The organism is Devosia sp., assembly GCF_017744655.1.
Lineage (GTDB): Bacteria > Pseudomonadota > Alphaproteobacteria > Rhizobiales > Devosiaceae > Devosia.
In genome coordinates this window covers 198,794-222,005 of the sequence record NZ_JAGIAW010000004.1, presented here as the reverse complement: position 1 = coordinate 222,005, position 23,212 = coordinate 198,794, and the positions used below count along the sequence as shown (strand labels likewise).

Genomic DNA, 23,212 nt, shown 5'->3' with positions numbered 1-23,212 from the left:
TGCCGCGCGGTTACGCGGCCGGGAGGATTATGGTGACGCGCGGGCTTCGCAGACGTTTGACGAGCTATGGCGACCAGGATTTTTCCCTGTTTCTCCGCAAGGCTTTCATCAAGGCCATGGGCTATTCCGACGACGCGCTCGATCGCCCCATCGTCGGCATTGCCAATACCTATTCCGACTACAATCCTTGCCACGGCAACGTGCCGCAACTGATCGAAGCCGCCAAGCGCGGCGTGATGCTCGCCGGCGGCATGCCCATGGTTTTCCCGACCATGTCGATCCACGAGAGCTTTGCCGCGCCCACCTCGATGTTCCTGCGCAATCTCATGGCCATGGAAACCGAGGAAATGGTGCGCGCCCAGCCCATGGATTCGGTCATTCTCATCGGCGGCTGCGACAAGACCATTCCGGCTCAGGTCATGGCCGCCGCGTCGAGCGAAGTGCCAGCCATCGTGCTGCCCACCGGCCCAATGGATACCGGCAATCATCGCGGCGAGCGTCTCGGCGCCTGCACCGATTGCCGCCGCCTCTGGGCCCAGTTCCGCGCGGACACTATCGACGAAGCCGAAATCAACGAGATCAACGGGCGCCTGGCTAGTTCCGTCGGCACCTGCACCGTCATGGGCACCGCGTCCACCATGGCGGCTCTCGTCGAAGCCATGGGCCTTGCCCTCCCCATGTCCGGCTCCGCCCCCGCCACTTCGTCCGAGCGTTTCCGCCTCGCCGAAGAAACCGGCCGCGCCGCCGTCGCCATGACCGAAACCGGTCTCACCACCGCCGAAGTGCTCACACCGCAAGCATTGCGCAATGGCCTCGTCACCCTGCAGGCCCTCGGCGGCTCCACCAATGCCGTCGTCCACCTCGCCGCCATTTATGGGCGCCTGGGTAAGAAGCTCGACATGGCCGAGTTCGACGCCATCGGCAAACAAGTCCCGGTCCTTGTCGACCTCAAGCCATCCGGCAGCGGCTACATGGGCGAATTCCACGCCGCCGGCGGCGTCCCGCGCCTGCTCTCGGAATTGACCGACCTCCTCGACCTCACCGCCCCCCGCGCCTTCGGCGGCACATTGGGCGATGCCGTCGGCAACCTGCCCTCGCGTTACGAAGCCCAGATCATCCGCCCGCGCGAAAATCCCATTTCCGCCTCCGGCGCCATCGCGGTTCTCTCGGGCAATCTTGCCCCCCGCGGCGCCGTCATAAAACATTCGGCAGCCGATCCGAAACTGCAGATCCACGAAGGCCGCGCCGTCGTCTTTGACTCCGTGCAAGACATGACAGAGCGCCTCGAAGACCCCAGCATCACTGCCGACGACGTCCTCGTCCTCCGCAATGCCGGCCCCAAAGGCGCCCCCGGCATGCCCGAGGCCGGATACATCCCCATTCCGCGCCACCTTGCCCGCCAGGGTGTGAAAGACATGGTGCGCCTGTCCGATGCCCGCATGAGCGGCACCGCGTTCGGCACCGTCGTCCTCCACATCACCCCGGAATCCGCCGATGGTGGCCCCCTCGCTGCCGTCCGCACCGGCGACCGCATCCGCCTCGACGTTCCCGGTCGACGTCTCGAACTGCTCATCACCCCGGCCGAACTCGACGCCCGCATGGCCGCACTGCCCCCGCCGCCGCCATCGCCGCCGCGCGGCTACGCGCAGCTCTATGATCGCCACGTCACCCAGGCCGATGACGGTCTCGACTTCGATTTCCTGATGGCCGCCCAAGAAAATGGCTGACGTGCTCGACGCCCCGCTCTGCCTGCCGCCGCGCCCGCTGCGCAATCCGGCAAACCTGCGCGTACCGCAAAACACCTGCGACGCGCACTTTCATGTTTTTGCCCGCGAAGCACCCCTGGCCAGCCCTCGCAGCTACACGCCGCAAATGCTGACCATCGAAAACTGGCTCACCCTCGCCGACACTTTTGGCATCGCCCGCGGCGTCCTCGTGCAGCCCAGCGTCTATGGCCTCGACAACCGCGTCCTCCTCACCGCCCTCGCCGGCCACAGTGAGCGCCTCCGCGGCATCGTCGTCATCCCACCCGAAACCAGCGACGCCGACTTCCGTCGCCTGGACACCCTCGGCGTCCGCGGCGTACGCTTTAACCTCCGCAACAAATCCGGCATCGGCTTCGACGCCTTTACCGAACTCGCCCCCCGCATTCGCGCCCTCGGCTGGCACGCCCAGTTCCAGGTCGGCCCCGAAGCCATCGCCACCGTCGCCGAGCTGACCGCGCGCCATGACATCACGGGCGTCATCGATCACCTGGCTTTCATCCCGCTCGACACCCCCGGCACAGCGCTCGACGACCTCGCCCGCGCCCTCGAAACCGGACGGGTCTACACCAAGATCTCGGCGCCCTATCGCCTCCGTGACACCAAGAGTCACCAATTCTATCGTGCGGCACTCTCAATGCTAACAGTCTGCTACCCAACGCGCCTCCTATGGGGCACCGATTGGCCACATACCGAACTCTTCGAAACCATGCCCGAAGACGACGACCTGATCGCCCTCAGCCTCGACGCTTTGCCCGCCGAAAGCCATGCTGCGATCTTCGCCGACAACGCCCAAAACCTCTATTTCCAGCACTAATTCTCTGACCGGAGCCGCCCGATGCCCTTGCTGACCGAAGCCGCCAAAGGCGTCTATGTCATTGCCGTCACACCCTTTTTGGACAATGGCGACATCGATTGGACCAGCGTCGACCGCATGGTCGACTTCTACGAGGAAAAAGGCGTCACCGGCATGACCATCCTCGGTCTCCTCGGCGAAGCGCCCAAAATGACCTCGGAAGAGTCCAAAGCCATCGCCAAGCGCGTCATCGGCCGTGCCAAGGTTCCGGTTGTCGTCGGCGTCACCGCCCCCGGCCTCGCCGCCATGCACGAACTCGCTGATTCCGTTATGGAAATGGGCGCCGCTGGCGTCATGGTCGCCCCGCCTTGGACCACCAAAACCGACGATCAAGCCTACGCGTTCTACACCTCCGTCGGCGACGCCCTCGGCAAAACCCCCTGGGTCCTCCAGGACTACCCGCTGACCACCAACGTCACCATCGCCCCAAAAGTCATCGACCGCATCGTAAAAGACGTCCCCACCTGCGTCATGCTCAAGCACGAAGATTGGCCGGGACTCTCAAAGATCACCGCCCTCCGCGCCTCCAGCGACAAGGGCGAAACACGAAGAATTTCAATCCTTTGCGGCAATGGCGGCCTCTTCCTTCCCGAGGAAATGGGCCGCGGCGCCGATGGCGCTATGACCGGTTTCTGCTACCCCGAGATGATGGTCGGCGTCGTCGCCAACTATGCCAAGGGCGACGTCGAGCGCGCCCACGACATTTTTGACGCTTACCTCCCCCTCGTGCGCTACGAACAGCAGCAAGGCATCGGTTTGGCTGCAAGAAAATACGTTCTGGCCAAGCGCGGTATCATCTCCTCCGCCGCCCTCCGCAAGCCCGGCGGCGCCCTTTCCGCCAAAGACGTCGCCGACGTCGAACGCCTCCTCGCCCGTCAGGCCAAGCGCCTCGCGGAGATCGGCGCATGAAACTCGGTCTCGAAGGCAAGCGCGCCGTTGTCCTGGGCGCCAGCAAGGGCCTTGGCGCCGCCATCGCCCAAACGCTCGCCACCGAAGGCGCCACCGTCATCGGCGGCGCACGCACGGTGGAAGCCATTGAAAAACTTGGTCAAAACATAAAGGGTCTGCCGCTCGACCTCGCCAACCCAGCCTCGGTCCAAACCTTCATCGACGCCGTCCTCGCCGACGGCGGCGCCGATATCGTCGTCAACAATTCCGGCGGCCCGGCCCCAGGCGAAGCCTCGGCCCTCCCCGCAAGCGACTACGCAACGGCCTTCAACACCATGGTCGCTCCGCTGATCTCCATCACCCAGGCTTTTCTCCCCGGCATGCGCACCAAAAAATGGGGCCGCATCGTCACCCTGACCTCATCGGGCGTGGAATCCCCAATCCCCCGGCTCGCCATCTCCAACACCTTGCGGCAGTCACTTGTCGGCTGGAGCAAGACTCTCGCCAGCGAAGTCGCTGCCGACGGCATCACGGCAAATGTCATCGTCCAGGGCCGCATCCACACGACGCGCGTCGACGAACTCGACGAAGCCGCAGCCAAGCGCCTCGGCAAAAGCGTCGAGGACATAAAGGCCCAATCCATCTCGACAATTCCGGCTGCCCGCTATGGTCGCATCGAAGAATTGGCCGACGTTGTCGCCTTCATCGCCAGCGAGCGCGCATCCTATGTCACCGGCAGCCTCGTTCGGGTGGATGGCGGCATGATCCGCTCGATCTAGTCCAATAAAGTTCGACCTTGTTTGAGAGACGACAAAGAAGAATAGTGGGATAATTCAGCAGTTAAGGGGACGAAATGACTTGCTGCAAGAACGCCAGGTACTGGGCAGCAGTTCATTGAGCAGCGTGGTTTCCGACACAACCGGAGACCAGACAAGGCGTCACCTCTCGCCACACATGATCATGCTGTGTGTTCTGGCAATCTCTATTGCCGCAACGGCACTGACGATTGCGCTCGCATCGTCTCGGCCTTGGCTTGGGCTCGAACTTTCCAATTCCGCAGAGAACACCGTCATCATTGCCCATGTCGTGTCCGACGGACCGGCGCGAGACACTGACGCAGCGGCGGGCTTCCGACTGACGGCGATCAGCCAGACCGGCGACGCATCGAACTTTTCGACATTTCCGATCTATGGAAGCGATCTCGTTGAAGAGCCCGATGGCCTCGAAACCTATGCTGCAATCGCCGATGTCCTCGACCGCCAAACCATATTAGCCGATCTTCTCGCGCAGCCTGTCGTTCGCCTGCACCTCGCGGAAACCGCAAACGCAGAAGCCCGGGTCGTGGACGTCGCCCCGCGCGATCGGCCGTTTTGGGCCTTGCCCGCGGTCTTCTGGGTGCAGTTATTTTCCGGCCTTGCCGGCTTTGCCATCGGAGCGTGGGTCTGGGCCATCCGTGGCAAGGACATAGCGGCCTGCATGTTCGCGCTATCGGGCCTGGGCCTGATGATTTCGGCCCTCTCCGCCGCTGTTTACAGCACCCGTGAACTGGCAATTCCGGGAGATCTCTTTGCTCTGTTGAGCGCCCTCAACCATCTCGGCGTCCATCTCTTCGGCGGCGCCATCGTGGCGCTGTTCCTCAGCTATCCGCGGCGGCTGGTTCGTCCGGTCTGGCTGCTGCTGATCCCCGTTGTGCTGGTGCCCTGGCTCTGGGCCGACATTGCCCGGCTGATGCCTGATCCAGCCACCGGCATGTATGTGCCCATGCTGGCCGAGATGCTGCTGATCGTCGCCCTGGTGATGATCCAATGGCGGCTGGCAAGGCGCGATCCAGCGACGCGCGCTGCCCTGAGGTGGCTTGGCCTATCTGTCGTCGTCGGGGCCGGCGCCTTCGTGGTGGGCATAGGCGTGCCTTCGCTGCTCGGCGCCGAACCGGCCATCAGCCAGGGCTACGCCTTCGCCTTCTTCCTCATCGTTTATGGCGGCATCGCGCTGGGCATCCACCGCTACAAGCTGTTCGAGCTGGGCGATTGGGCTTTTCGCATCCTCTTCTATGCTGGTGGTGCAACGCTGTTGCTGGGCCTTGATGCCGCGCTGATCTGGCTGCTCAATATCGAGCGAGGGCCGGCCTTGGGTGCCTCCCTGCTGCTGGTCGGCTTTGCCTATCTGCCGCTACGCGATGTGCTCTGGCGGCGCATGCGCGGCAAGCCCGTGCTGGCCGAACACGAACTGTTCGAGGCGGCGATGGACGTGGCTTTCGGCCCCACCTCGACCGCGCGCGCCGAGCGCTGGCGTCGCCTGCTGGCCCAGCTCTATGACCCGCTGGAAACACTGCCCGCCACGGACGTGAATGAAGTGATAGCCACCACGAATGGTCTTGAACTGCTGCTGCCCGCCGTTGCCGGCGAAACGGCACTGCGCTTGCGCTATCCGCTTGGGGGCAAGGGGCTTTTCGGTCCGCGCGACAAGCGATTGGCAGGCCAACTCATAGGCCTCATCGCGCGCGCCGAAGCGAGCCGTGATGCCTATGAGCGCGGTGCCATTGAAGAGCGGCAGCGTATTGCGCGGGATCTCCATGACGATGTCGGCGCGCGACTGCTCACCGGCCTCCACAGTGGAGATGGGCAGGTGCGGCCCATTTTGCAGGCGGCTTTGTCGGATATCCGCGCCATTGTCAGCGGCCTCAATGGCGAGACGACGACGCTGGATGTGGTGCTGGCCGAAGCCCGGCACGAGGCGGCGCGGCGGCTCGAAGCCGCGCGGATCGAGCTTGATTGGCCAGCGCCCGAACAAGGCGCCGAGCAGATCAGCCTCGACTACCGGCAAAGCAAAGCCTTGCTCTCTTCGGTGCGCGAAATCGTCAGCAATATCGTCCGCCACGCCGGTGCCACACGGGTGAAAGCCGAGATCATCGTGACGGATATTTCTGCCCTGGTTCGCATCTCCGACAATGGCCGCGGCCTGCCCGCACAGCAGGACGTTTCGGGCTATGGCCTCAACAATATTCGCCAAAGGGTGCACGCCATTGGCGGGACCACGCTTGTCGATTCCAGTGCGGCAGGCACAGCGATCGAGATCGTCGTGCCCTTGGCGAATGACCCAACCAATATAGCCGCGACCCTGCAGGAAAGGCCGATCCGAACCAGCGATGATAGGGAGACAGCCCCCGCCGCCATGACCGATGCCGCCCGCTAGGATTTATTACTCGTCGATACTGAGCCGCACCACGCTGCCGGGAGAAATCGTCAGGCGTTGATAGGCTTCGCCGCCACCCAATTCCCCGCCGCCGACATCCCAGCATCCGGCCGAAAGCGTGAAACTGACCTTCTCGCCGGGCGCGACATAGGCGCCATCGGCGAGCCGGTTGAAACCATAGCTCATGGCGTCGCAATCGGAGATGACCACCGCGTCGAGATCGCCATAGGTATTGTTGTAGACGATCAGCGTGCCCGTCGGCTCGCCCGGTCTTACCAATGCGCCGCCTGTCAGTGTGTCGCATCCGGCAAGGGTCGCCAGGCAAAGTGCCGCGCCCATTGCTGGAAGAAGTTTGTTCATGCCCACTCTTTTTCCCTCCACGCGCCCGCCCGCTCCAAGGGTCGGCTGCCAAGCCCATGAGCGGATTTCTAGAGGGAGGTACCCTGCGCTTCAGCCCCTGTTTCGGGGTAGGCTCAAGGGAAGAGCAACTCGCAGATGCCACCCCCGATCGGGGGATGCTTCTTGCCGCGATGAGGTGCATCTTGGTTTCAAATGGAGGCGCGCAGATGAACCGCCCGATCCGTGACTGCTTGTTGGTCGAAGACATCCCGGCAACGCGCACCTGGCTGGAAACGGCCCTCGCAACCGCATTCCCCGGCATCGCCATCAAGAGCTGCGGCACCATCCGGGCCGCGCAAAAACTTCTCGACCACCGAACGGCGCCCTTCTCCATCGCGCTTGTCGATCTCGGCCTGCCCGATGGCAGCGGGCTGGATCTCCTGCGCCGGCTAACGCTCGAAATGCCCGAAACCCTGGCCATTGTCGCCACCATATATGACGACGACACGCATCTGTTCGACGCGATCATGGCCGGAGCGCAGGGCTATGTGCTCAAGGACGAGGATACCGACCTGATTGGCAGCCTGCTTGCCCGGATCGGGCACGGAGAACCACCTTTGTCCCCCTCGATAGCTCGGCGCGTCCTCGCCCATTTTCGCGCCAGCGCTGTCGCTTCTGAGCCAGACGAAGCCGGATTGACCGCCCGGGAAACCGAAGTATTGACGCTGATCGCCAAAGGCATGACCGTCGCCGAAACCGCCCGGCTCATTGCTCTCAAACCGCAGACGGTGGCGAGCTACGTCAAAACCATCTATTCCAAGCTCAACATCTCGACCCGTTCGGAAGCGACGCTGGAAGCAGTCCGCCGCGGCCTCGCCTGAAGCCTGCCGTCTCGACTAAGGCAGCGCTGGAACTGTCTGGTCTGCCATCCCCGTCATCGCCCCACCCCACCTGCGCAACCTCGCCAATGGCGCCCCGCCAAAGCCGGAAGAAGCATCGCAGAATCCAAACGGGCAATTGGCCCAAAGACCCATTGCGCCTTCCTGGTGCCGCGACCGCGGCCGACGCCTCGCTCATCGACGGCGTCCACCTCGGCTCCCGATCCACGATTGCACTTAGCCAGGGCGATCGGTAAAAAAGTCGCGGACATGCTGTCGGTCCCGTCCGCAAACTAGCTCGCAGACGAAGCGTTCAGTTGCTCTGCCAACAAAAATACCTGAAAAGAAATGGCGCGCCCGAAGAGATTCGAACTCCTGACCCCCAGATTCGTAGTCTGGGGTTAAGGCTCGCGAAATATAGCATCTCGACGGCCATGTGCCATCTATGTGCCATCACCACTTTAGCCGAGCAAGGATTTCTCCGCCGCAGCGAGCAGGTCGGCATGATCATCAGCAGGGAAGAGATGGCCGTAAGTGTCCATCGTCATGCCGATCGTCGAGTGCCCCATGCGCTCCTGAACGACCTTCGGCGACAGCCCCTGCCCTCCTGCCGAAACCGGATTGATGCACCAAGACGCATAGAAGTGCCGAAGCGCATGCATGCCCGTATATCTGGCCGCCAGAACTGGCTTGCCATCCTTGTCGAGTTTGTCGGTGGGCACCGTGACGCCAGCGGCGATCATCGTCGGGATCAAGCCGCGCTTGGAAATGTTTCCCTTGTTCTCGATGTTGCCCTGCCCGTTCGGAAAGACCAGGTACAATTCTCGGATGGCCTCGCCCTGCGCATCTTTCCGCCCGCTATCCCGACGCGGGCAAGACAGCTTCCACTCGCGCAGCGTATTCGCCACGATTGGAGGAATCGGGATTGAGCGGTCACCTGCTTCGCTCTTCGGTCGGCCAACATCGTTGAAGGCGTCCGCACGCTCGCGCACATGGATCATCTTCGAATCGAGATCCACGGCCGCCCACGTGAGCGCCCGCAGCTCCGAAGAGCGCATGCCGGTGAACACGGCCGTCATCAGCAGAGGGCGCCACCGCCCCTCCGCAGCGCCAATCAGCGCCTTGACCTCGTGCGGCGCCGGAATATCAACCCCCACCTGAAGACGTGCCTTCGCCCGCTTCTCGCTCGACCGAGCGGTGGAGCGCGCCCGCGATCGTTCGTGAACGGGATTGCGGACGGTAAGGCCCCTGTCCTGCGCATCGGCGAAGATGCTGCCCAGCGACACTGTCACGATCTTCACCATGGCCGGTGACCGGCCCTCGTCGCGCAATTTCTCCTGAAAGCTCCGCACCCAGGGAACAGTGCCCTTGTTCAACCGGACGGCTCCGACGAACGGGACGATGTGCAGGTCAAGGTGCTGCCGGCGCTGGACGATTGTCCCGCGCTCGAGCCCTGCCGCCTCCCCCGATTTAATCCAGAGCTTTCCCGCCTCTTCCACCGTGATGGTGTCCGCGTCCGGCACATGCACGCCGTCACGCACTTCGGACTGAGCCTTGAGCAGAAAAGTCTCGGCTTCCTTCTTCAGGCGGAATGTCTGGCGCTGGCGCTTACCGTTGGCATCTTTGTAGTCGGCGACCCAGCCGGATTTCTCGACACCGTTGGTCGTCCAGGTGCGCTTGCGGACACTCATTCGTCCTCGCCCTTCTGGGGTTCAGTGCTGTAGCCTCTTGCAATCAAGCGGTCCCGGATTTTGTTGCGCTGGATCTCTATCTGGCGAGAGAAGTGTTCGATGTTCGAATTCATTGTCGAACGCTGCGCCTTGATCTGCTCGACGGCATGAGCCTGCTCTTGAACATTGAGCCTCAAATACTCGACCTGATCCAATAGCTCCATCAGTTGGTCGACCGACAAGAGGAAAGCCCGCTTCAGGTCGGGATTGTCCTGACGGCCCTCGTCTCTAATGTTTGCGTATAGATCGATCTGCTCTTCGGCGAAGACCTCGAGCTGATCAATAAGGCTATGAAGGTGCGACAGCACGTCTGGAAGTATCGCTTCTTCCGCGCCAATACCGATGGAACATAGCCGACGAATGGCTTCGGCTCGGGACCGAACGCGGTTCTTGAACATCCAGTCGTCGAGATCTCGCGCCTCGGCCGGCGACATCATCATCTGAAATTTTAAGGTCTTTTTGTCGTCAGCCATTGGGTGCTCCTGCCCCCGCAATATCCAAAAAACTCCATATGTACGTCAATAGACGGAAGTTCAGTTAGTTTGCACTTGACGAACGAATGGTCAATGGCCATGGTTAACCCGTTACTGACGGAACTAACGGAGGTTTTGAATGGCGGAGGCCAAGTCCACGAAAATTCAGCTCATGATCGAGCCGAGCCTGATCGACCGCTTGGATAACTGGCGGTTCGCAAACCGTATCGGCTCGCGGGCTGCAGCGATGAGAAGCCTCATCAATCGCGGTCTAGCATCTGAGAATGAAAAAGGCCCGGCAAGCGTTGGCGCGCTTCCGGACCCGGAACAACTGACCCACCCCTAGCAAGGATTAGATCAATGAACTCGAAAGAGAATAGCACCGGCTCGGCCGGAGATGCAAGCACGTCTGGTCGCAACTACTCGGCCATGAGTGTCTACGACATCTACTTGGCCCTGACGACACTGGTCGGCATCAAGCAATTCTACAACCTCACCTGTATGGGCCAGGCCGATGGCTTCACCGCAGTCTTCGAGTGGGCCGAGGCTCGCGAGGAAGAAGTGGACGCCGAAATGCTGGCCATGTCCAAGAACCTCACCTCCCGCATGGGCCTCAGCCGCGACGACGAAGACCTTCGCGACTTGGCTTTCGCTCGCATCGACGGCTACGTGCCTTCCGGTATCTGGCTCGACGGCCGCATCGAGAGGATGCGGTCAGTTGCTGACATCACACGGCGTCCGCAGGTGTCGCCATGACTGAGCAAGACTTCGCCCACGCCGACGGCTGCGCCTATCGGTTGGCCGCGTTGCTCCGCACCATGGAAGAAGGCGCGCGCAGTCTCAGCGAGACGAACGAAGCCTACGATCATCGTCTCCGCTGCAATGATATGGCCCAGCTCTGCGAGCTTGCCAGCGGCCTCACCGAAACCATCCATGACATGATGCAGCTGCTGCATCAGGCGGTGTCTCGTGACAGCCACTAGTCCTGAACCACTCGACCTCATCTGGGGCGCAGAAGCCATCGGCAAGGTGCTCGGTCTGACGGAGGGTCAAGCGAAATACGCCCTCACCAAGGGCGAACTACCCGGCCGAAAGGTCAATGGGCGGTGGGTGGCCTCGCGCCAGCGTCTGGTGGCTTATTTCGAGGAGCGCGCGGCATGAGCGCATCAGGCATCAGACGAGCCAAACGCTTTCCAAGCGATTTCTACACAAAGATCATGCTCCGGCTTCCGGGTGACCTCGCTGCCAGAGTGAAAGGCCACGCCAGCATCAACAGGCAGTCGATCAATTCGACAATTGTGATCGCACTAGAGGCAGCCTACCCCGCACCGGTAGAGCCAGAATCGGTCAATCAGCGGCTTTTGGAATCCGCGTTGATCCTCGCCGGCCAATGGAGCGCGGCGCTTGAAAGCATGGGTGTAGATCCGGCTCAGCACCCTGCCCTTCAGAAGTTCTTCAAGGACGCCGACGAGGCGGTGCATGGCCGCGAGGAGGTCGCGGAATGACCGACCAGGATCAAACATTCCTGCGCGTCTCCGTCGTGCTTCTGGACGAGGGTTACGCCGTCCTCGGTTTCACCCGAGGGCCGGTTATGCAGCGTATCGGCGACTATCACGCTACCCAAGAGGCGGCGATGGCAGCGGCCCGCCAGGTCAACAGGAAGCACGACTTCGTCGGGTTCCGCGACGTGAGGGAGCTGTCATGACCGACGACCTCGACGAAATGGAGCAGAAGCTGCGCGACCTCTGGGCGGTGACCCTGCCCAAGTCTGCGCTGGCAAATGAAGATCGGGCGGTGGCAGTCAAGCTACTGGGCGCCGATGGTGCCCGACGCCTCGCCGCTACCAAGCGCGGAGATCGGTACCGGTACCGGCCTCAGGCTATCCAGAAGATCGAATACCACTTCGTGCCCGCCGGCGACGACAAGCCGGCCTATGAAATGGGGTGGACGATCGAGGCAACGCAGAACCACGTTCGGCGCATCCTTGGCCGGCTGCTGACCCATGAGCGGTGCGGCTTCATCGTCAAGGAACTGACCAAGCGCGGGTATCGCGTTGATCTCGTCATCACCGAGCCCATGAAGCGCTGCCGCGTCCTCGGCATTCCTCGCGAATACGAGCAGCGCGGCCCCAGCCCTCAAGAGCGCCGCGAGCCCTCCAAGCGGTTCGCCATACTCGACCAATTGAGGGGCTTCCGCCTATGAGCCGCTGGTTCCGCCATTACACCGGAATGATGCGTGACGAGAAGCTGGTATCGGCCGCCGTGAAGTCGCGTCAGCCGGTAGAGCGCGTGGTGTGGGTTTGGGGAGCGATCCTTGAAAGTGCATCGGAGATTGATGATGCCGGACGATACGACTTCGACGCAACCGAAGCCGCTTATTTTCTCCGAGCGGATGAAGCTGACATATGCGCTGTACTCGATGCGCTTGCCAATGCCGGGCGTGTGGCTGATGGCCGTGTGGTCAAGTGGGGCGACCGTCAGTACCAGTCGGACAAATCCTCTGAGCGTCAGGCTCGATATCGCGAGCGGAAACGGCAAGCGGTCGCTGGCAGTGACGGTAAGCAGGCCCTTGGTGACGTAACTCCAACGTCACGTGACGGCAAACTGACGCCCCCAGATACAGAGACAGATACAGATAGAAAAGAAGAACCTATCGGTTCTTCCAAAAGCCGTGGGACACGTCTCCCTAGCGATTTTGAGCCTGATCTCGCCTGGGCTGTCAGCGCAGGGCTTTCGCTCTCGGTCGTCGAAATCGAGAAAGCGAGTTTCAGGGACTATTGGATTTCACAGCCTGGCGCCAAAGGGGTCAAGCTTGATTGGGATGCCACGTGGCGGAATTGGGTCCGACGGGCCATTGAGCGCCAACCGAAGGCACGTGGGTCGCCACCCGGGCGTCAGCAGCAACAGCGTCATGACCCCTTCAAGTCCCTTGCCGAAAGACTGACCAATGAACCAGATCGAAGCCGCCCAAGCCACGACCATCATCGGGATGATGCTCAAGGCGTTCCCTTCCTCACAATCGACCATGACCGACGATAGTGCGATGGCATACCTGTTCGCCGTCGAGGACTATTCGCTCGCCGCAGTCACCCGCGCCTGCCGTGATTTCATAAAAGGCAAGGTGCCCGACCGGAACAAGGATTTTGCCCCCTCTGCTCCCGCCCTGGCAGAGCGCTGCGAGATTGCCGAAGGTGCCCTGAAGGTTGAGGCCTACGAGGCCGCCCGAATTTTCATCGAGGCCGACAGCGAGCTCTGGCGCAAGATGGAAATCGTCAAGGGCAACCATAGCCTCGTGAGCTGCACGCGCCATGGCAAGCGCGGCTGGTTCTTCCTGCCCGAAGAGGTCGCAAAAGCCGAGCAGGTAGCTCTGCCGCCACCGGTGTCTGAGGCCGAACGGCTGGCGAGCATGGCCCGCCTCTCCGTCATCTTGGGCAACTTCACCGAAACGACTGAGGTGAACATAGAGCCTCGCGCGGGTGCACGCGTATGCGCGTGCGAGGGCGACTGCCAATGTGAACCGGAGGAAACCGAATGACTGTGATCAGCATGCCGGTGCGTACCGGAGACGGCGCGGAGAGCGTCAACCTGGCAGTGTTCTTCCACCGCACCGATGCGGCCATGCAGCAGGTCACCAGCACGATTTCGGGAATGCTCGAAAGCCTGACGGTGGATCAGCTCTTGACGGTCGAGGAGCGCATTCACGACCGCTACGGCTACGGCCCTGCCGCCACCAACCTTTGCGACATAGTCGATGAAGAAATCTGCCGGCGCCACATCGTCAAATCCCCAGATGGAGCGGCGTGATGACCGAGACAGATTTTCGCGATCCGGGTGAGCTACCCGTCATCGACTGGCTCGACAAGAACCAGATCGACATCGACCCGACCTATCAGCGCGGCCTCGACCGTCACCGCGTGAACAAGATCCTGCACGGCTTTGAATGGGCCAGCTTCGGCGCGGTGGTGGTCGCTAAGACCGATGCAGGTCGATACCACTGCACCGACGGCCAGCACCGCCTCGAGGCGGCAAAGCTGCACCCGCTGATCGAACTGGTACCGGCCATCATCGTGGCCGTCACCGGGACTAAGGGCGAAGCGGCCAACTTCATCGCCCTCAACCGCGACCGTAAGAACATTTCCAAGCTGGATCGCTATTGGGCAGAACTGGCGGCCGAAGACGAAGATGCGCAAACCATCGACCAGGTGGTACAGCGCGCCGGTGTGACGATCATGCGACATCCCGGCCCTGCCTATGCGCCTCGGCAGACGATCGCCATCAGCGCCATTCGGGCGGTCGTGGAAGGCCGTGGCGTCATTCGTGCAAGGGAAATCCTTCAGGTGCTGGCCAAAGCCGAACTGGCGCCGATCAAGGGCGAGCACGTCAAGGCCTGCGAAATCCTGCTGACCGACGAAGAGTTCCGGCACGACGTCGAAGGTGAAGCGCTGGCAGAGGCCATGTTCGGCAACGACGAGCAAATGGCGATCGATGCCAAAGCATTCGCCAAGACCCACCGCATGGCGGCAGGCAGGGCGCTGGCCTCGGTCTGGTTCCGCAAGACACGGAAGAAGAGGAAAGCGGCATGAGCGAGGATAGGAAGTGGCTTTGGATGGCCAGGCTGATGTTCGTGCTCTCAACCATCGCGGTTTTTGCTGAGGTGTCCGAAATCCGGATAGCTGCGGCATATCTAGTCACCGCGATCATGTACTCGACTTCAGCGATCCTGAAAACGTGCAGGGGAGCAGCATAATGCGAGCAGTGCTTACATCGAAAAAGCCGCGATGGATCGAACCACGCATCATCCAGCCGCAGCTCGTGCCCGACCCGGCTATGACGGACGCTGAGTATTTCCACCAGCGCCAGACCAACAAGGGCGAGCACGTCGGAAAGGTGGGCGTGGCCATGAACATGCTCGAAAAGATCGGAGGCCTCGCCCGCTTCAGCGACGAGGAAAAGACCGAGCCTCGCATTGCGGCCGCGGCCAAGTTCCGCTCACTGTACGAGCGTGCCCAGCTCGGCGGCGCGAGGGCGACCGATTACGCAGCCGTTCGGGTGGACACCTCAGGACAGTCACCGAATGCCAACGCTGACTTTGGCGAGGATGCCCGCAGGGAATACCGCTTCGCTTCGCAGCACCTGGGCATGGTGTCATCGAGCATCGTCGAGCGTGTGGTGATCTATGACCAGTCGATTTCGGCGATCGCGGGCGGCGGTTCTCGCGCACGTGCGCGTGCGACCCGGCAGCTGATGGATGGTCTCGACGCGTTGGCCGTGCATTTCAAGTTGGCGGCACTGCCGACGCAGAGCAGGGATGGGGGCAGATAGCCGCCCCCATCGATTAGCCTGTTACGCCACGCGGCGCCATGTGGGAGATGCCATCACATTCGCAAGCATCTGAGGGTCAGCGACCCCTATCTGCGCGAACAGATGTGTGGACAAGTCGAGGATCATGACCATGTCCCGTCCGTCGAGGTGGATTGAGGATCTTGCCTTTACGGCTGCCAGCAGTTCGCCCACCGTATTGGGATGATGGAATAGGAAGCTGGCAGTGCCCTGATCCCATCGACGTGGCGCGATCTCGGCAATGACGTCATTCAGCGATTGCCAGCGACGATCATAGCCCGCGTCAAAGTTGAGGCGGAAGAGAAGCAGTTTTACGGAGTCCATTGGCTTTACCTTTAGTGTTGCCAGATGGCCCCGACGCACGCTACACCCAAGCTTGTCAGAGGATGGGATGACGCTTTTTCTTCGTAACGCGAAGTTGTCGCGCCCGAATCATCGGGGATGACCAGTCAAGGTCATCCCCAGTTTTATTTCGATTCCTCAAATTCACAAAACCCCTCGCCTCGAAAGCCCACAGGCCATTTGTTGTTCTCGTTATGTCCAGCGTGGACTATTGACGAGCGGGGCAACGCAGAGCATAAATCCGATAGGTTGGCGATTTGCGCCTGACCTCCAAGGGCTCGCTTCGGCGGGGCCTTTTCTTTTCGGTTAGGGCTTTGCTGGCTTGATCAGGCTCACCGCGCTCACAGCCGAATATGCGAACACAGCCGTGATCGCCGGAGTGACGACCTCGAATGCTCCGGTGCCCTGTGTCAATTCTGCGTCTTCGCCGCGAAAGGTAAATGGCTCGTCCGACCCAGCCGTGTAAATGCGCACTACAAGACCTTGCTCCTTGGCGCGACTGAACTGGGTAAGGATCATTACCTCAAGCGTCAGTTCCTTCCGAAATGTCATAATCGGTCCTTCTCGTAAACTCCTGATAGCATAGCGCAAATGCCATCAAAGCCCAAGCGCCACCATGCACCTGGTGCATTGACGAAGCGGGCCTCCCTTCAGCGCGTGCACGATGCGCCCAAGCAGACCACGACCGAGCGCGGCTATGGTTGGCAATGGCAGAAGCTGAGGAAGCGGGTTCTTTCAGAAGAGCCGTTGTGCCGAGCTTGCGCCGAAGAAGGGCTGGTTACGACGGCCGCTGAAATCGACCACATCGACGGTAACTCTCACAACAATGCCAGGGATAACCTGAGGCCATTGTGTCGGCCCTGCCACCTTCAGCGCACAGCCAAGGATCAGGCCTTCGGCAAGATGCAATGGCGGCCCGAGTGGCTGAGGCATTCGACCATACCGCTCACCATCGTGTGCGGACCGCCTGCCTCGGGTAAGAGTTCGTATGTGGCCAAGCATGCACAGCCCGGCGACCTGGTCATTGACCTCGATGTCATCGCCTCACATCTCTCGGGCCAGTCGCTGCATGGATGGGATCGAGGCCAGTGGCTAGTGCCGGCCATCCGTACACGCAATGAGATGCTCGGCGATATAGGTCGTCCGACACGGCAATGGGCAAGAGCATGGCTCATCGTGTCGGAGGCCAAGGCAGAGCTTCGGCAATGGTGGGCTGACAAGCTGGCCCCTCAAAAGATCGTCGTGCTTGAGACCCCGGCATCTGTCTGCATCGAGCGCGTGCGGCAGGACGCCGAGCGCAAGCGCGACAGCAACTTCGAAACGATAGCCCGATGGTGGGAAGCCTACACGCGTCGAGACGGTGACGTGGTCGTCCGATGACGCCCTCGCCCGCCACCGGGCCGTGCTGGCCACCGGGGGGGTGTTTGCGACCTTTTGGTCGATGCTTTCCTGACCGGCGGCTCCCATCACGCTTACGCGCGTGCAAAATGGAGACATTTTTTGGCGGCAGGACGAAAGCGGAAGCCAGACCACCTCAAGGTGGTTTCTGGAACGGACCAGCCGAGCCGTATGAACCCCAATGCGCCCAAGGCTTCACAGGAGGTTCCGGACGCGCCGCACTGGCTGTCGGCCCGCGCCGCCGAAATCTTCGAGCAGCTGGTGGCGATCATCAGCGGCATGGGTATCGCCTCGGCGTCGGACACGGCGATGCTGTCGATGGTGGCGTCTCGACTTGAGGAAGTCGAAATCTGCACGGCCATGATTGAGGACGCCGGCCGAACCTTCGTCAGCAACGTCGAGATGGACGACAAGGGCAACATCATCAGCCGGCAGATAAAGGGCCATCCTGCTGTCGCGCAGCGCAGTGAAGCGATGCGTCATGCTCAATCGCTCCTGGCAGAATTCGGCCTGTCGCCGGCAGCACGCTCAAAGGTATCGGCGACTACACCAAATGAAGAGAACCCTTTCGGCGCCCTCGGCTAAGTCGACCCCGCATGTCGACGCCGCGAACCGGTATGCCAAGGGGGTTGTGTCGGGGAAGATCCCGGCAAACAAGTGGGTCAAGCTGGCATGCAAGCGCCATCTCGACGACATGGCCAGGCAGAAGGATCGGGCGTTCGCCTACCGGTTCGATGCCAACGCCGCTGAGAAGTGGTGCAAGTTCATCGAGCTGCTGCCGCACATCAAAGGCGAATGGGCCCGCAAGGCTCAGAACCTGACGCTCGAGCCGTGGCAGTGCTTCAAGACCATCTGCATTTTCGGCTGGCTCCGGAAAGATGATGGTCTGCGGCGATTCCGCAAGGCCTTGATCCTTGAGCCCCGCAAGAACGCGAAGTCGACGTGGGCCGCCGCCATCGGGCTCGGCATGCTGACGATCGACAATGAACACGGCGCCGAAATCTACTCGGGCGCCACTACCGAAAAACAGGCGTGGGAAGTCTTCAAGCCCGCAAGGCTGATGGCGATCAAGCGCCCCCAGCTGCTGCAGCACTTCGGCGTGACGGTGAATGCCTCCAACATTCACATTCTCGGCGACGGCTCCAAATTTGAGCCGATGATCGGCAACCCGGGCGACGGCGCGTCTCCATCCTGCGCGATCGTGGACGAATACCACGAGCACGACACCGACGTGATGGTCGACACGATGGAAACCGGCATGGGCGCTCGCGAGCAGCCCTTACTGCTGATCATCACGACGGCCGGCGATAACCTTGCCGGTCCCTGCTATGCGGCGGTGCAAGAGGCGGAGAAGGTTCTCGACGGCATCATCGAGAACGATGAGCTGTTCGCCCTGATCTACGGCGTCGATAAGGACGACGACTGGACCAGCGATCTCGCGCTGCGCAAGGCCAACCCGAATTATGACATCTCGGTCAAAGGTGAATTCCTTCGGGCTCGCCAGCGAGACGCAATCCAGAACGCCCGTAAGGTCGGCGTCTTCAAGACGAAGCACCTCAACATGTGGGTGCAGGCGCGGGATGCGTATTTCAACATCCAGCGTTGGCAGGAGAGCGCCGACACCGGCCTGAAGCTGGAAGATTTCAAGGGCAAGCCTTGCCGCATCGGCGTGGACTTGGCCTCGACGGTGGACATTGCCGCCATCGAACTGACGTTCGAACATGGCGACGGGTTCGCCCGCTTCGGTCGATATTACCTTCCGGAAGCGACTATCGAGCTGCCCGAGAACGAACACTATCGCGGGTGGCGTGATGCTCCTGAGAAGTGGATCACTCAGACCGACGGCGACATGATCGACTATGTCACCATCCGCGATGACCTTCTGCAGCTTCGCGATGACGGCTTCATGATTGCCGAAGTCGCATTCGACCCGCACCAGGCGATGATGATGATGGCCGAGTTGCAGGCCGAGGGATACGAGACCGTCGAGGTTCGGCCTCTGACGCTGAATTTCTCGCCGGCGATGAAGCAGATGGACGGCCTGATCCGCTCGCGGAAGATCGTTCACAACGGCGACCCTGTGTTCACCTGGATGCTTTCGAACGTCGTGGCCAAGCCCGACGCGAAGGACAACGTCTACCCGCGCAAGAACCGGCCGGAGAACAAGATCGACGGCCCGGTGGCGCATATGATGGCGCTGGCGCGCTGGATGGCCGTCCAAGAGGCGACCCCTGAGTACCAGATGCTCATCCTCTGACCTGAAGGAATCTCACATGAAGTCCCGGGCCTATTCGCTCCTGACCGTGAAATCGGTCGAGGAAGGGAAACGTATTATCCGCGGCGTGGCCACGTCCCCGACCGTTGACCGCGTCGGCGACATCGTGGAGCCGATGGGGGTGACGTTCAAGAACCCGCTGCCGCTTCTCTGGCAGCACATGCATGACAAGCCGATCGGCACCGTCGTGTTCGATGAGCCGACCGAGGAGGGCATCACCTTCACCGCCGAGTTGCCGATCATCGAAGAGGCAGGCGCATTGCGCGACCGCATCGAAGAGGCTTGGCAGTCGATCAAGGCCAATCTCGTCCGTGCGGTGTCCATCGGCTTCCGCGCCATCGAATATGCGTGGATCGACGACGGCGGCATTCGCTTCATCAAGACCGAAGTTTACGAGCTCAGCGCGGTGACCATCCCGGCGCAGCCCGACGCGGTCATCACCAGCCTCAAGAACCTCGACGCCGCTGGCCTCGAGCTCATCAAGAAATTCGACACGAACGCTCCGGCCGCGTCTGGCCGCCCCGAGCGTCCGTCGAATACCGCCCCCGGCGCCTCGGGGAAAACGCACAAACCCGTTGATTTGCGCCCCAAGGAGGGCACCACAATGAAGACCATCGCTGAGCAGATCACTGCTCTTGAGGCTTCTCGCGCGACCAAGGCGGCCCGAATGGCCACCGTGATGCAGAAGTCCATCGACGAAAACCGTTCCACGGACGAATCCGAACAGCAGGAATTCGACACCCTCGAACAGGAAGTCGTTGCCATCGACGCCGACATCAAGCGTCTGAAGTCCCTGCAGAAGGCTCAGGCCGCTACTGCTACCCCGGCTCAGGGCAACAACACCGTTGAAGCAACCAGTGCCCGCGCCGGCGTCGTTGTGAAGGCGGCAAAGCCCGAACCCGGCATCCGCTTCGCCCGCTATGCCCGCTGCCTTGGTCTCGCTCGCAAGACCGGGCAGGATCTTATGGGCGTGGTGGAGCAGCACTACGGCACCCGCGACCCTGACCTCGTCGGCATCGTCAAGGCGGCCGTGACGGCCATCAACACCACGACCGACACTGCACTGATCGGCAACGAAGGCGGCTTTGCTGATTTCGTTGAATTCCTCCGGCCGATGACGATCGTTGGGCGCTTTGGCCAGGGCGGTATTCCTTCCCTTCGCCGCGTGCCCTTCCGTGTTCCGCTGATCCGTCAGACCGGCGGCGCCACCGGCTACTGGGTCGGGGAAGGTAAGCCCAAGCCGCTGACCAAGCCGTCTTGGAGCCGTACCGAGCTCAATCCACTCAAGGCCGCCAACATCGCAGTCGCCACGATGGAAGCCCTGCGGGACAGCTCGCCGTCGGCTGAAATGCTGCTTCGTGACGACCTGGCAGCGGCTATCGTCGCCGCGATCGACACCGCCTATATCGATCCGGCGAATGCTGGCTCCGCCGGCGTAAAGCCTGCCTCGATCACCAATGGCATCACCGCTATTCCGTCGAGCGGCAATGACGCTGCGGCAATCCGTGAGGATGCGCGCAAGGCAATGTCGGTGTTTGTGGCGGCCGAGAACCCGCTCACCTCTGGCGTGTGGATCATGTCGACGATCGTCGCCCTGTCGCTCTCGTTGATGCGTACGGCGCTTGACCAGCCGGAATTCCCCGGCATCACCATCAATGGCGGTACCTTCATGGGCCTCCCGGTGATTACGTCCAGCTATGCCGGCACCAACGTGACGCTGCAGAACGCCCAGGACGTGTGGTTCGGTGACGATGGCGAAGTTGCTGTCGACATGTCCACCGAAGCTTCGCTGCAGATGATGGACAACCCGACCAACGACAGCGTGACGCCGACGGCGACGGACCTTGTGTCGATGTTCCAGACCAACAGCGTGGCTTTCCGCGCTGAGCGCACTGTGAACTGGCTCCGCCGCCGCGATACCGGCGTCGCCGTCATCAGTGGCGTGGAATGGGGCCAGCCTGACGAAGAGCCGTAAGGCGACCATGAGGGGCGGCAGAAGCCGCCCCTTCTTCCCCTCGTGAAACCGGAGCCGGCGAAATGAAAGAGCTGATCGCAGCGAAATCGATGACCTACGCCACGCGGCGCCTTTCCGCCGGCGACCTATTTACGGCATCCAACCGGGACGCACGAATTCTCACCGCTTTGAAGCGGGCTCGCCATGCTGAAGCCGTCGCCATTCCTGAGACGTGGGAAACCCTGCCGTGGCCCCAGCTGCGGTCGCTTGCGAGCGAATTCAGCGATGCGCCGATCAAGAACAAGGCCGAAGCTATTGCGGCCATCCAGGCGGAGATTGCGAAGCGTGGGGCTGCTGCCTGATGGATAAGCCCCGGTACCGCATCGGCGCCGACGGCAGCAACGCGCGCCAGGTCGAGGCCAAGTCCCTTTCGCAGGTTCCAGCCAACAGTGGTTGGTTTCCCGTCATTGGCGAGAGCTTCCCCGGCGCATGGCAGCGCAATGTCGAAGTAAAATTCGAAACAGCCATGCAGTTCAATGCGGTCTTCGCCTGCCAGACCCTTATCGCCTCGGACATCTCCAAGCTGCGCGTGAAGCTGGTCGAGCAGGACGTCGAAGGCATCTGGAGCGAGACGCGAAACAGTGCGTATTCGCCCGTCCTGCGCAAGCCGAACCACTATCAGAACCGCATCCAGTTCTTCGAAAGCTGGGTGCTGTCGAAGCTTGCGCGCGGCAACACCTATGTCCTGAAATCGCGCGACGGCCGCGGTGTCGTCCAGAAGCTATTCGTGCTCGATCCGACGCGTACCCGGCCGCTCGTTTCGACAACGGGCGACGTCTACTATGAGATCAGCACCGATCACCTGATGGGGATCACCGACAACAAGGTCGTCGTTCCCGCGAGCGAAATCATCCACGACAGGTTTAATTGCCTGTTTCATCCGCTCGTCGGGCTGTCGCCCATATACGCGTCCGGCCTCGCGTCGATGAATGGGCAGGCCATCCAAAACAGCGCCGCCTTGTTCTTCCAGAACGGTTCTCAGCCAGGCGGCATCATCACGGTACCGACCCGCATCGATGACGCGACGGCAGCGAGGATGAAGGCCGACTGGGAAGAGAAGTTTTCGGGAAAGAACCGTGGCAAGGTTGCGGTGCTGGGCGACGGGATGAAGTTCGAAAGCTCTACCGTAAAGGCGGTGGACGCCCAGATGGTCGAGCACTTGAAGCTGTCGGCAGAAATCGTCTGCTCGGTCTACCATGTGCCGCCGTACAAGGTGGGCGTTGGCGCGATGCCTTCAGCCAACAATCTGCAATCGCTCAACGTCGAGTATTACAGCCAGTGCCTTCAGATTCTCCTGGAGAGCATCGAGCTCTGCCTCGACGAGGGTCTTGCTACCGGGGACAAGATCGGCACCGAGTTCGATACCGACCAGCTGCTCAGGATGGATTCTGTCGCGCAGATGGACGTGCTCGAAAAGGGCAAGAGTGTCATGACTCTCGACGAGAGACGGCGGCGGCTGGACCTTCGGAAGATGCCGAAGGGAGGTGCCACGGTCTACATGCAGCAGCAGGACCATTCGCTCGAGGCGATTGCGGCCCGAGATGCACAGCTCATCGAGCAGGCGCAGACCCCGCAGCCAGTCGTCGCTCCCGCCGCACCAGTGGTGGAAGAGCCCGACCTCGACCCGACAACAGCAGAACGTCTATTCGCCGTCAGTGAGGCCGCCTGATGAAATTCCAAGAGGCGTTTGACCGTGGCTTCGGCGCGGTGAAATCTTATGTCGAC

The 23,212-nt window shown here is 61.6% G+C and carries 29 protein-coding genes; 24 read left to right on the top strand and 5 right to left on the bottom strand.

Features of this window, described 5'->3' with window-relative positions; translation table 11 throughout:
• Positions 1-32: 32 nt before the first annotated feature.
• From J7557_RS10450 to J7557_RS10430, 5 genes are all read left to right on the top strand, one after another.
• On the top strand, positions 33-1,727 hold the full coding sequence (locus J7557_RS10450) for an IlvD/Edd family dehydratase (RefSeq protein WP_291420000.1): 1,695 nt from the start codon (positions 33-35) through the stop codon (positions 1,725-1,727).
• A complete protein-coding gene (locus J7557_RS10445) occupies positions 1,720-2,580 on the top strand; it encodes an amidohydrolase (protein ID WP_291419999.1) in 861 nt (286 codons plus the stop codon). Before J7557_RS10450 ends, J7557_RS10445 begins: the two co-directional genes overlap by 8 nt.
• Positions 2,581-2,601: 21 nt before the next feature.
• Positions 2,602-3,528 carry a dihydrodipicolinate synthase family protein gene (locus tag J7557_RS10440; protein WP_291419998.1) on the top strand — a complete coding sequence of 309 codons (927 nt, stop codon included), beginning with the start codon at positions 2,602-2,604 and terminating at the stop codon, positions 3,526-3,528.
• Positions 3,525-4,286 (top strand): SDR family oxidoreductase, encoded by a 762-nt coding sequence (locus J7557_RS10435; protein WP_291419997.1) that lies wholly within the window; start codon positions 3,525-3,527, stop codon positions 4,284-4,286. The genes J7557_RS10440 and J7557_RS10435 overlap by 4 nt, the downstream gene beginning before the upstream one ends.
• Before the next feature lie 79 nt (positions 4,287-4,365).
• Positions 4,366-6,699 (top strand): ATP-binding protein, encoded by a 2,334-nt coding sequence (locus J7557_RS10430; protein ID WP_291419996.1) that lies wholly within the window; start codon positions 4,366-4,368, stop codon positions 6,697-6,699.
• Between the two features lie 6 nt (positions 6,700-6,705).
• On the opposite strand, the gene J7557_RS10425 is transcribed toward J7557_RS10430, so the two are convergent.
• Complete coding sequence (locus J7557_RS10425) at positions 6,706-7,059, bottom strand: hypothetical protein (RefSeq protein ID WP_291419995.1); 354 nt, start codon at positions 7,057-7,059, stop codon at positions 6,706-6,708.
• 206 nt (positions 7,060-7,265) lie between these two features.
• Here J7557_RS10425 and J7557_RS10420 point away from each other — a divergent pair, with 206 nt between their 5' ends.
• Positions 7,266-7,919, top strand: coding sequence for a response regulator transcription factor (locus J7557_RS10420; protein ID WP_291419994.1), 654 nt, complete (start codon positions 7,266-7,268; stop codon positions 7,917-7,919).
• 458 nt (positions 7,920-8,377) lie between these two features.
• Here the strand turns inward: J7557_RS10420 and J7557_RS10415 are convergent, their stop codons facing one another.
• On the bottom strand, positions 8,378-9,607 hold the full coding sequence (locus J7557_RS10415) for a site-specific integrase (RefSeq protein WP_291419993.1): 1,230 nt from the start codon (positions 9,605-9,607) through the stop codon (positions 8,378-8,380).
• Complete coding sequence (locus J7557_RS10410; protein ID WP_291419992.1) at positions 9,604-10,119, bottom strand: hypothetical protein; 516 nt, start codon at positions 10,117-10,119, stop codon at positions 9,604-9,606. Before J7557_RS10410 ends, J7557_RS10415 begins: the two co-directional genes overlap by 4 nt.
• Before the next feature lie 139 nt (positions 10,120-10,258).
• Here J7557_RS10410 and J7557_RS10405 point away from each other — a divergent pair, with 139 nt between their 5' ends.
• The 12 genes from J7557_RS10405 (at position 10,259) to J7557_RS10350 (ending at position 15,440) form a co-directional block, all read left to right on the top strand.
• Positions 10,259-10,465, top strand: a complete 207-nt coding sequence (locus tag J7557_RS10405) for a hypothetical protein (RefSeq protein ID WP_291419991.1) — start codon at positions 10,259-10,261, stop codon at positions 10,463-10,465.
• Positions 10,466-10,479: 14 nt separating this feature from the next.
• Entirely contained in the window at positions 10,480-10,875 is a 396-nt protein-coding gene (locus tag J7557_RS10400) for a hypothetical protein (protein WP_291419990.1), read from the top strand.
• Positions 10,872-11,102 (top strand): hypothetical protein, encoded by a 231-nt coding sequence (locus J7557_RS10395; RefSeq protein ID WP_291419989.1) that lies wholly within the window; start codon positions 10,872-10,874, stop codon positions 11,100-11,102. The genes J7557_RS10400 and J7557_RS10395 overlap by 4 nt, the downstream gene beginning before the upstream one ends.
• The gene (locus J7557_RS10390) at positions 11,089-11,280 is read left to right on the top strand and encodes a DNA-binding protein (RefSeq protein WP_291419988.1); all 192 of its coding nucleotides are present in this window, start codon (positions 11,089-11,091) and stop codon (positions 11,278-11,280) included. The genes J7557_RS10395 and J7557_RS10390 overlap by 14 nt, the downstream gene beginning before the upstream one ends.
• Positions 11,277-11,624, top strand: a complete 348-nt coding sequence (locus J7557_RS10385) for a hypothetical protein (protein ID WP_291419987.1) — start codon at positions 11,277-11,279, stop codon at positions 11,622-11,624. The genes J7557_RS10390 and J7557_RS10385 overlap by 4 nt, the downstream gene beginning before the upstream one ends.
• Entirely contained in the window at positions 11,621-11,824 is a 204-nt protein-coding gene (locus J7557_RS10380; RefSeq protein ID WP_291419986.1) for a hypothetical protein, read from the top strand. Before J7557_RS10385 ends, J7557_RS10380 begins: the two co-directional genes overlap by 4 nt.
• The gene (locus tag J7557_RS10375) at positions 11,821-12,321 is read left to right on the top strand and encodes a hypothetical protein (RefSeq protein ID WP_291419985.1); all 501 of its coding nucleotides are present in this window, start codon (positions 11,821-11,823) and stop codon (positions 12,319-12,321) included. The genes J7557_RS10380 and J7557_RS10375 overlap by 4 nt, the downstream gene beginning before the upstream one ends.
• Positions 12,318-13,157, top strand: coding sequence for a hypothetical protein (locus J7557_RS10370; protein WP_291419984.1), 840 nt, complete (start codon positions 12,318-12,320; stop codon positions 13,155-13,157). Before J7557_RS10375 ends, J7557_RS10370 begins: the two co-directional genes overlap by 4 nt.
• The gene (locus J7557_RS10365; RefSeq protein ID WP_291419983.1) at positions 13,066-13,653 is read left to right on the top strand and encodes a hypothetical protein; all 588 of its coding nucleotides are present in this window, start codon (positions 13,066-13,068) and stop codon (positions 13,651-13,653) included. The genes J7557_RS10370 and J7557_RS10365 overlap by 92 nt, the downstream gene beginning before the upstream one ends.
• A complete protein-coding gene (locus J7557_RS10360) occupies positions 13,650-13,922 on the top strand; it encodes a hypothetical protein (protein ID WP_291419982.1) in 273 nt (90 codons plus the stop codon). Before J7557_RS10365 ends, J7557_RS10360 begins: the two co-directional genes overlap by 4 nt.
• Positions 13,922-14,701 (top strand): DUF6551 family protein, encoded by a 780-nt coding sequence (locus J7557_RS10355; RefSeq protein WP_291419981.1) that lies wholly within the window; start codon positions 13,922-13,924, stop codon positions 14,699-14,701. The genes J7557_RS10360 and J7557_RS10355 overlap by 1 nt, the downstream gene beginning before the upstream one ends.
• Before the next feature lie 163 nt (positions 14,702-14,864).
• Positions 14,865-15,440, top strand: coding sequence for a DUF6456 domain-containing protein (locus tag J7557_RS10350; protein ID WP_291419980.1), 576 nt, complete (start codon positions 14,865-14,867; stop codon positions 15,438-15,440).
• Between the two features lie 21 nt (positions 15,441-15,461).
• Here J7557_RS10350 and J7557_RS10345 read toward each other — a convergent pair whose 3' ends face one another.
• A complete protein-coding gene (locus J7557_RS10345; RefSeq protein ID WP_291419979.1) occupies positions 15,462-15,782 on the bottom strand; it encodes a hypothetical protein in 321 nt (106 codons plus the stop codon).
• Between the two features lie 324 nt (positions 15,783-16,106).
• Complete coding sequence (locus J7557_RS10340) at positions 16,107-16,352, bottom strand: hypothetical protein (RefSeq protein WP_291419978.1); 246 nt, start codon at positions 16,350-16,352, stop codon at positions 16,107-16,109.
• 39 nt (positions 16,353-16,391) lie between these two features.
• Here J7557_RS10340 and J7557_RS10335 point away from each other — a divergent pair, with 39 nt between their 5' ends.
• The 6 genes from J7557_RS10335 to J7557_RS10310 all read left to right on the top strand — a co-directional run bounded on the left by J7557_RS10335 (position 16,392) and on the right by J7557_RS10310 (position 23,156).
• Positions 16,392-17,180, top strand: coding sequence for an AAA family ATPase (locus J7557_RS10335; protein WP_291419977.1), 789 nt, complete (start codon positions 16,392-16,394; stop codon positions 17,178-17,180).
• A 189-nt stretch (positions 17,181-17,369) separates the two neighbouring features.
• Positions 17,370-17,783 carry a phage terminase small subunit P27 family gene (locus J7557_RS10330; RefSeq protein WP_291419976.1) on the top strand — a complete coding sequence of 138 codons (414 nt, stop codon included), beginning with the start codon at positions 17,370-17,372 and terminating at the stop codon, positions 17,781-17,783.
• On the top strand, positions 17,752-19,455 hold the full coding sequence (locus tag J7557_RS10325) for a terminase TerL endonuclease subunit (protein ID WP_291419975.1): 1,704 nt from the start codon (positions 17,752-17,754) through the stop codon (positions 19,453-19,455). Before J7557_RS10330 ends, J7557_RS10325 begins: the two co-directional genes overlap by 32 nt.
• Positions 19,456-19,471: 16 nt before the next feature.
• Entirely contained in the window at positions 19,472-21,448 is a 1,977-nt protein-coding gene (locus J7557_RS10320; protein ID WP_291419974.1) for a phage major capsid protein, read from the top strand.
• 62 nt (positions 21,449-21,510) lie between these two features.
• Complete coding sequence (locus tag J7557_RS10315; protein ID WP_291419973.1) at positions 21,511-21,789, top strand: hypothetical protein; 279 nt, start codon at positions 21,511-21,513, stop codon at positions 21,787-21,789.
• Positions 21,789-23,156, top strand: a complete 1,368-nt coding sequence (locus tag J7557_RS10310; RefSeq protein ID WP_291419972.1) for a phage portal protein — start codon at positions 21,789-21,791, stop codon at positions 23,154-23,156. Before J7557_RS10315 ends, J7557_RS10310 begins: the two co-directional genes overlap by 1 nt.
• Positions 23,157-23,212 lie beyond the last annotated feature (56 nt).

What these genes read in the sequence shown, in the direction of transcription:
- J7557_RS10445 (WP_291419999.1), top strand. Translation starts at nt 1,720, where the DNA reads ATGGCTGACGTGCTCGACGCCCCGCTCTGCCTGCCGCCGCGCCCGCTG.
- J7557_RS10440 (WP_291419998.1), top strand. Translation starts at nt 2,602, where the DNA reads ATGCCCTTGCTGACCGAAGCCGCCAAAGGCGTCTATGTCATTGCCGTC.
- J7557_RS10435 (WP_291419997.1), top strand. Translation starts at nt 3,525, where the DNA reads ATGAAACTCGGTCTCGAAGGCAAGCGCGCCGTTGTCCTGGGCGCCAGC.
- J7557_RS10425 (WP_291419995.1), bottom strand. Translation starts at nt 7,059, where the DNA reads ATGAACAAACTTCTTCCAGCAATGGGCGCGGCACTTTGCCTGGCGACC.
- J7557_RS10420 (WP_291419994.1), top strand. Translation starts at nt 7,266, where the DNA reads ATGAACCGCCCGATCCGTGACTGCTTGTTGGTCGAAGACATCCCGGCA.
- J7557_RS10415 (WP_291419993.1), bottom strand. Translation starts at nt 9,607, where the DNA reads ATGAGTGTCCGCAAGCGCACCTGGACGACCAACGGTGTCGAGAAATCC.
- J7557_RS10410 (WP_291419992.1), bottom strand. Translation starts at nt 10,119, where the DNA reads ATGGCTGACGACAAAAAGACCTTAAAATTTCAGATGATGATGTCGCCG.
- J7557_RS10405 (WP_291419991.1), top strand. Translation starts at nt 10,259, where the DNA reads ATGGCGGAGGCCAAGTCCACGAAAATTCAGCTCATGATCGAGCCGAGC.
- J7557_RS10400 (WP_291419990.1), top strand. Translation starts at nt 10,480, where the DNA reads ATGAACTCGAAAGAGAATAGCACCGGCTCGGCCGGAGATGCAAGCACG.
- J7557_RS10395 (WP_291419989.1), top strand. Translation starts at nt 10,872, where the DNA reads ATGACTGAGCAAGACTTCGCCCACGCCGACGGCTGCGCCTATCGGTTG.
- J7557_RS10385 (WP_291419987.1), top strand. Translation starts at nt 11,277, where the DNA reads ATGAGCGCATCAGGCATCAGACGAGCCAAACGCTTTCCAAGCGATTTC.
- J7557_RS10380 (WP_291419986.1), top strand. Translation starts at nt 11,621, where the DNA reads ATGACCGACCAGGATCAAACATTCCTGCGCGTCTCCGTCGTGCTTCTG.
- J7557_RS10375 (WP_291419985.1), top strand. Translation starts at nt 11,821, where the DNA reads ATGACCGACGACCTCGACGAAATGGAGCAGAAGCTGCGCGACCTCTGG.
- J7557_RS10370 (WP_291419984.1), top strand. Translation starts at nt 12,318, where the DNA reads ATGAGCCGCTGGTTCCGCCATTACACCGGAATGATGCGTGACGAGAAG.
- J7557_RS10365 (WP_291419983.1), top strand. Translation starts at nt 13,066, where the DNA reads ATGAACCAGATCGAAGCCGCCCAAGCCACGACCATCATCGGGATGATG.
- J7557_RS10360 (WP_291419982.1), top strand. Translation starts at nt 13,650, where the DNA reads ATGACTGTGATCAGCATGCCGGTGCGTACCGGAGACGGCGCGGAGAGC.
- J7557_RS10355 (WP_291419981.1), top strand. Translation starts at nt 13,922, where the DNA reads ATGACCGAGACAGATTTTCGCGATCCGGGTGAGCTACCCGTCATCGAC.
- J7557_RS10350 (WP_291419980.1), top strand. Translation starts at nt 14,865, where the DNA reads ATGCGAGCAGTGCTTACATCGAAAAAGCCGCGATGGATCGAACCACGC.
- J7557_RS10345 (WP_291419979.1), bottom strand. Translation starts at nt 15,782, where the DNA reads ATGGACTCCGTAAAACTGCTTCTCTTCCGCCTCAACTTTGACGCGGGC.
- J7557_RS10340 (WP_291419978.1), bottom strand. Translation starts at nt 16,352, where the DNA reads ATGACATTTCGGAAGGAACTGACGCTTGAGGTAATGATCCTTACCCAG.
- J7557_RS10335 (WP_291419977.1), top strand. Translation starts at nt 16,392, where the DNA reads ATGCCATCAAAGCCCAAGCGCCACCATGCACCTGGTGCATTGACGAAG.
- J7557_RS10330 (WP_291419976.1), top strand. Translation starts at nt 17,370, where the DNA reads ATGAACCCCAATGCGCCCAAGGCTTCACAGGAGGTTCCGGACGCGCCG.
- J7557_RS10325 (WP_291419975.1), top strand. Translation starts at nt 17,752, where the DNA reads ATGAAGAGAACCCTTTCGGCGCCCTCGGCTAAGTCGACCCCGCATGTC.
- J7557_RS10320 (WP_291419974.1), top strand. Translation starts at nt 19,472, where the DNA reads ATGAAGTCCCGGGCCTATTCGCTCCTGACCGTGAAATCGGTCGAGGAA.
- J7557_RS10315 (WP_291419973.1), top strand. Translation starts at nt 21,511, where the DNA reads ATGAAAGAGCTGATCGCAGCGAAATCGATGACCTACGCCACGCGGCGC.
- J7557_RS10310 (WP_291419972.1), top strand. Translation starts at nt 21,789, where the DNA reads ATGGATAAGCCCCGGTACCGCATCGGCGCCGACGGCAGCAACGCGCGC.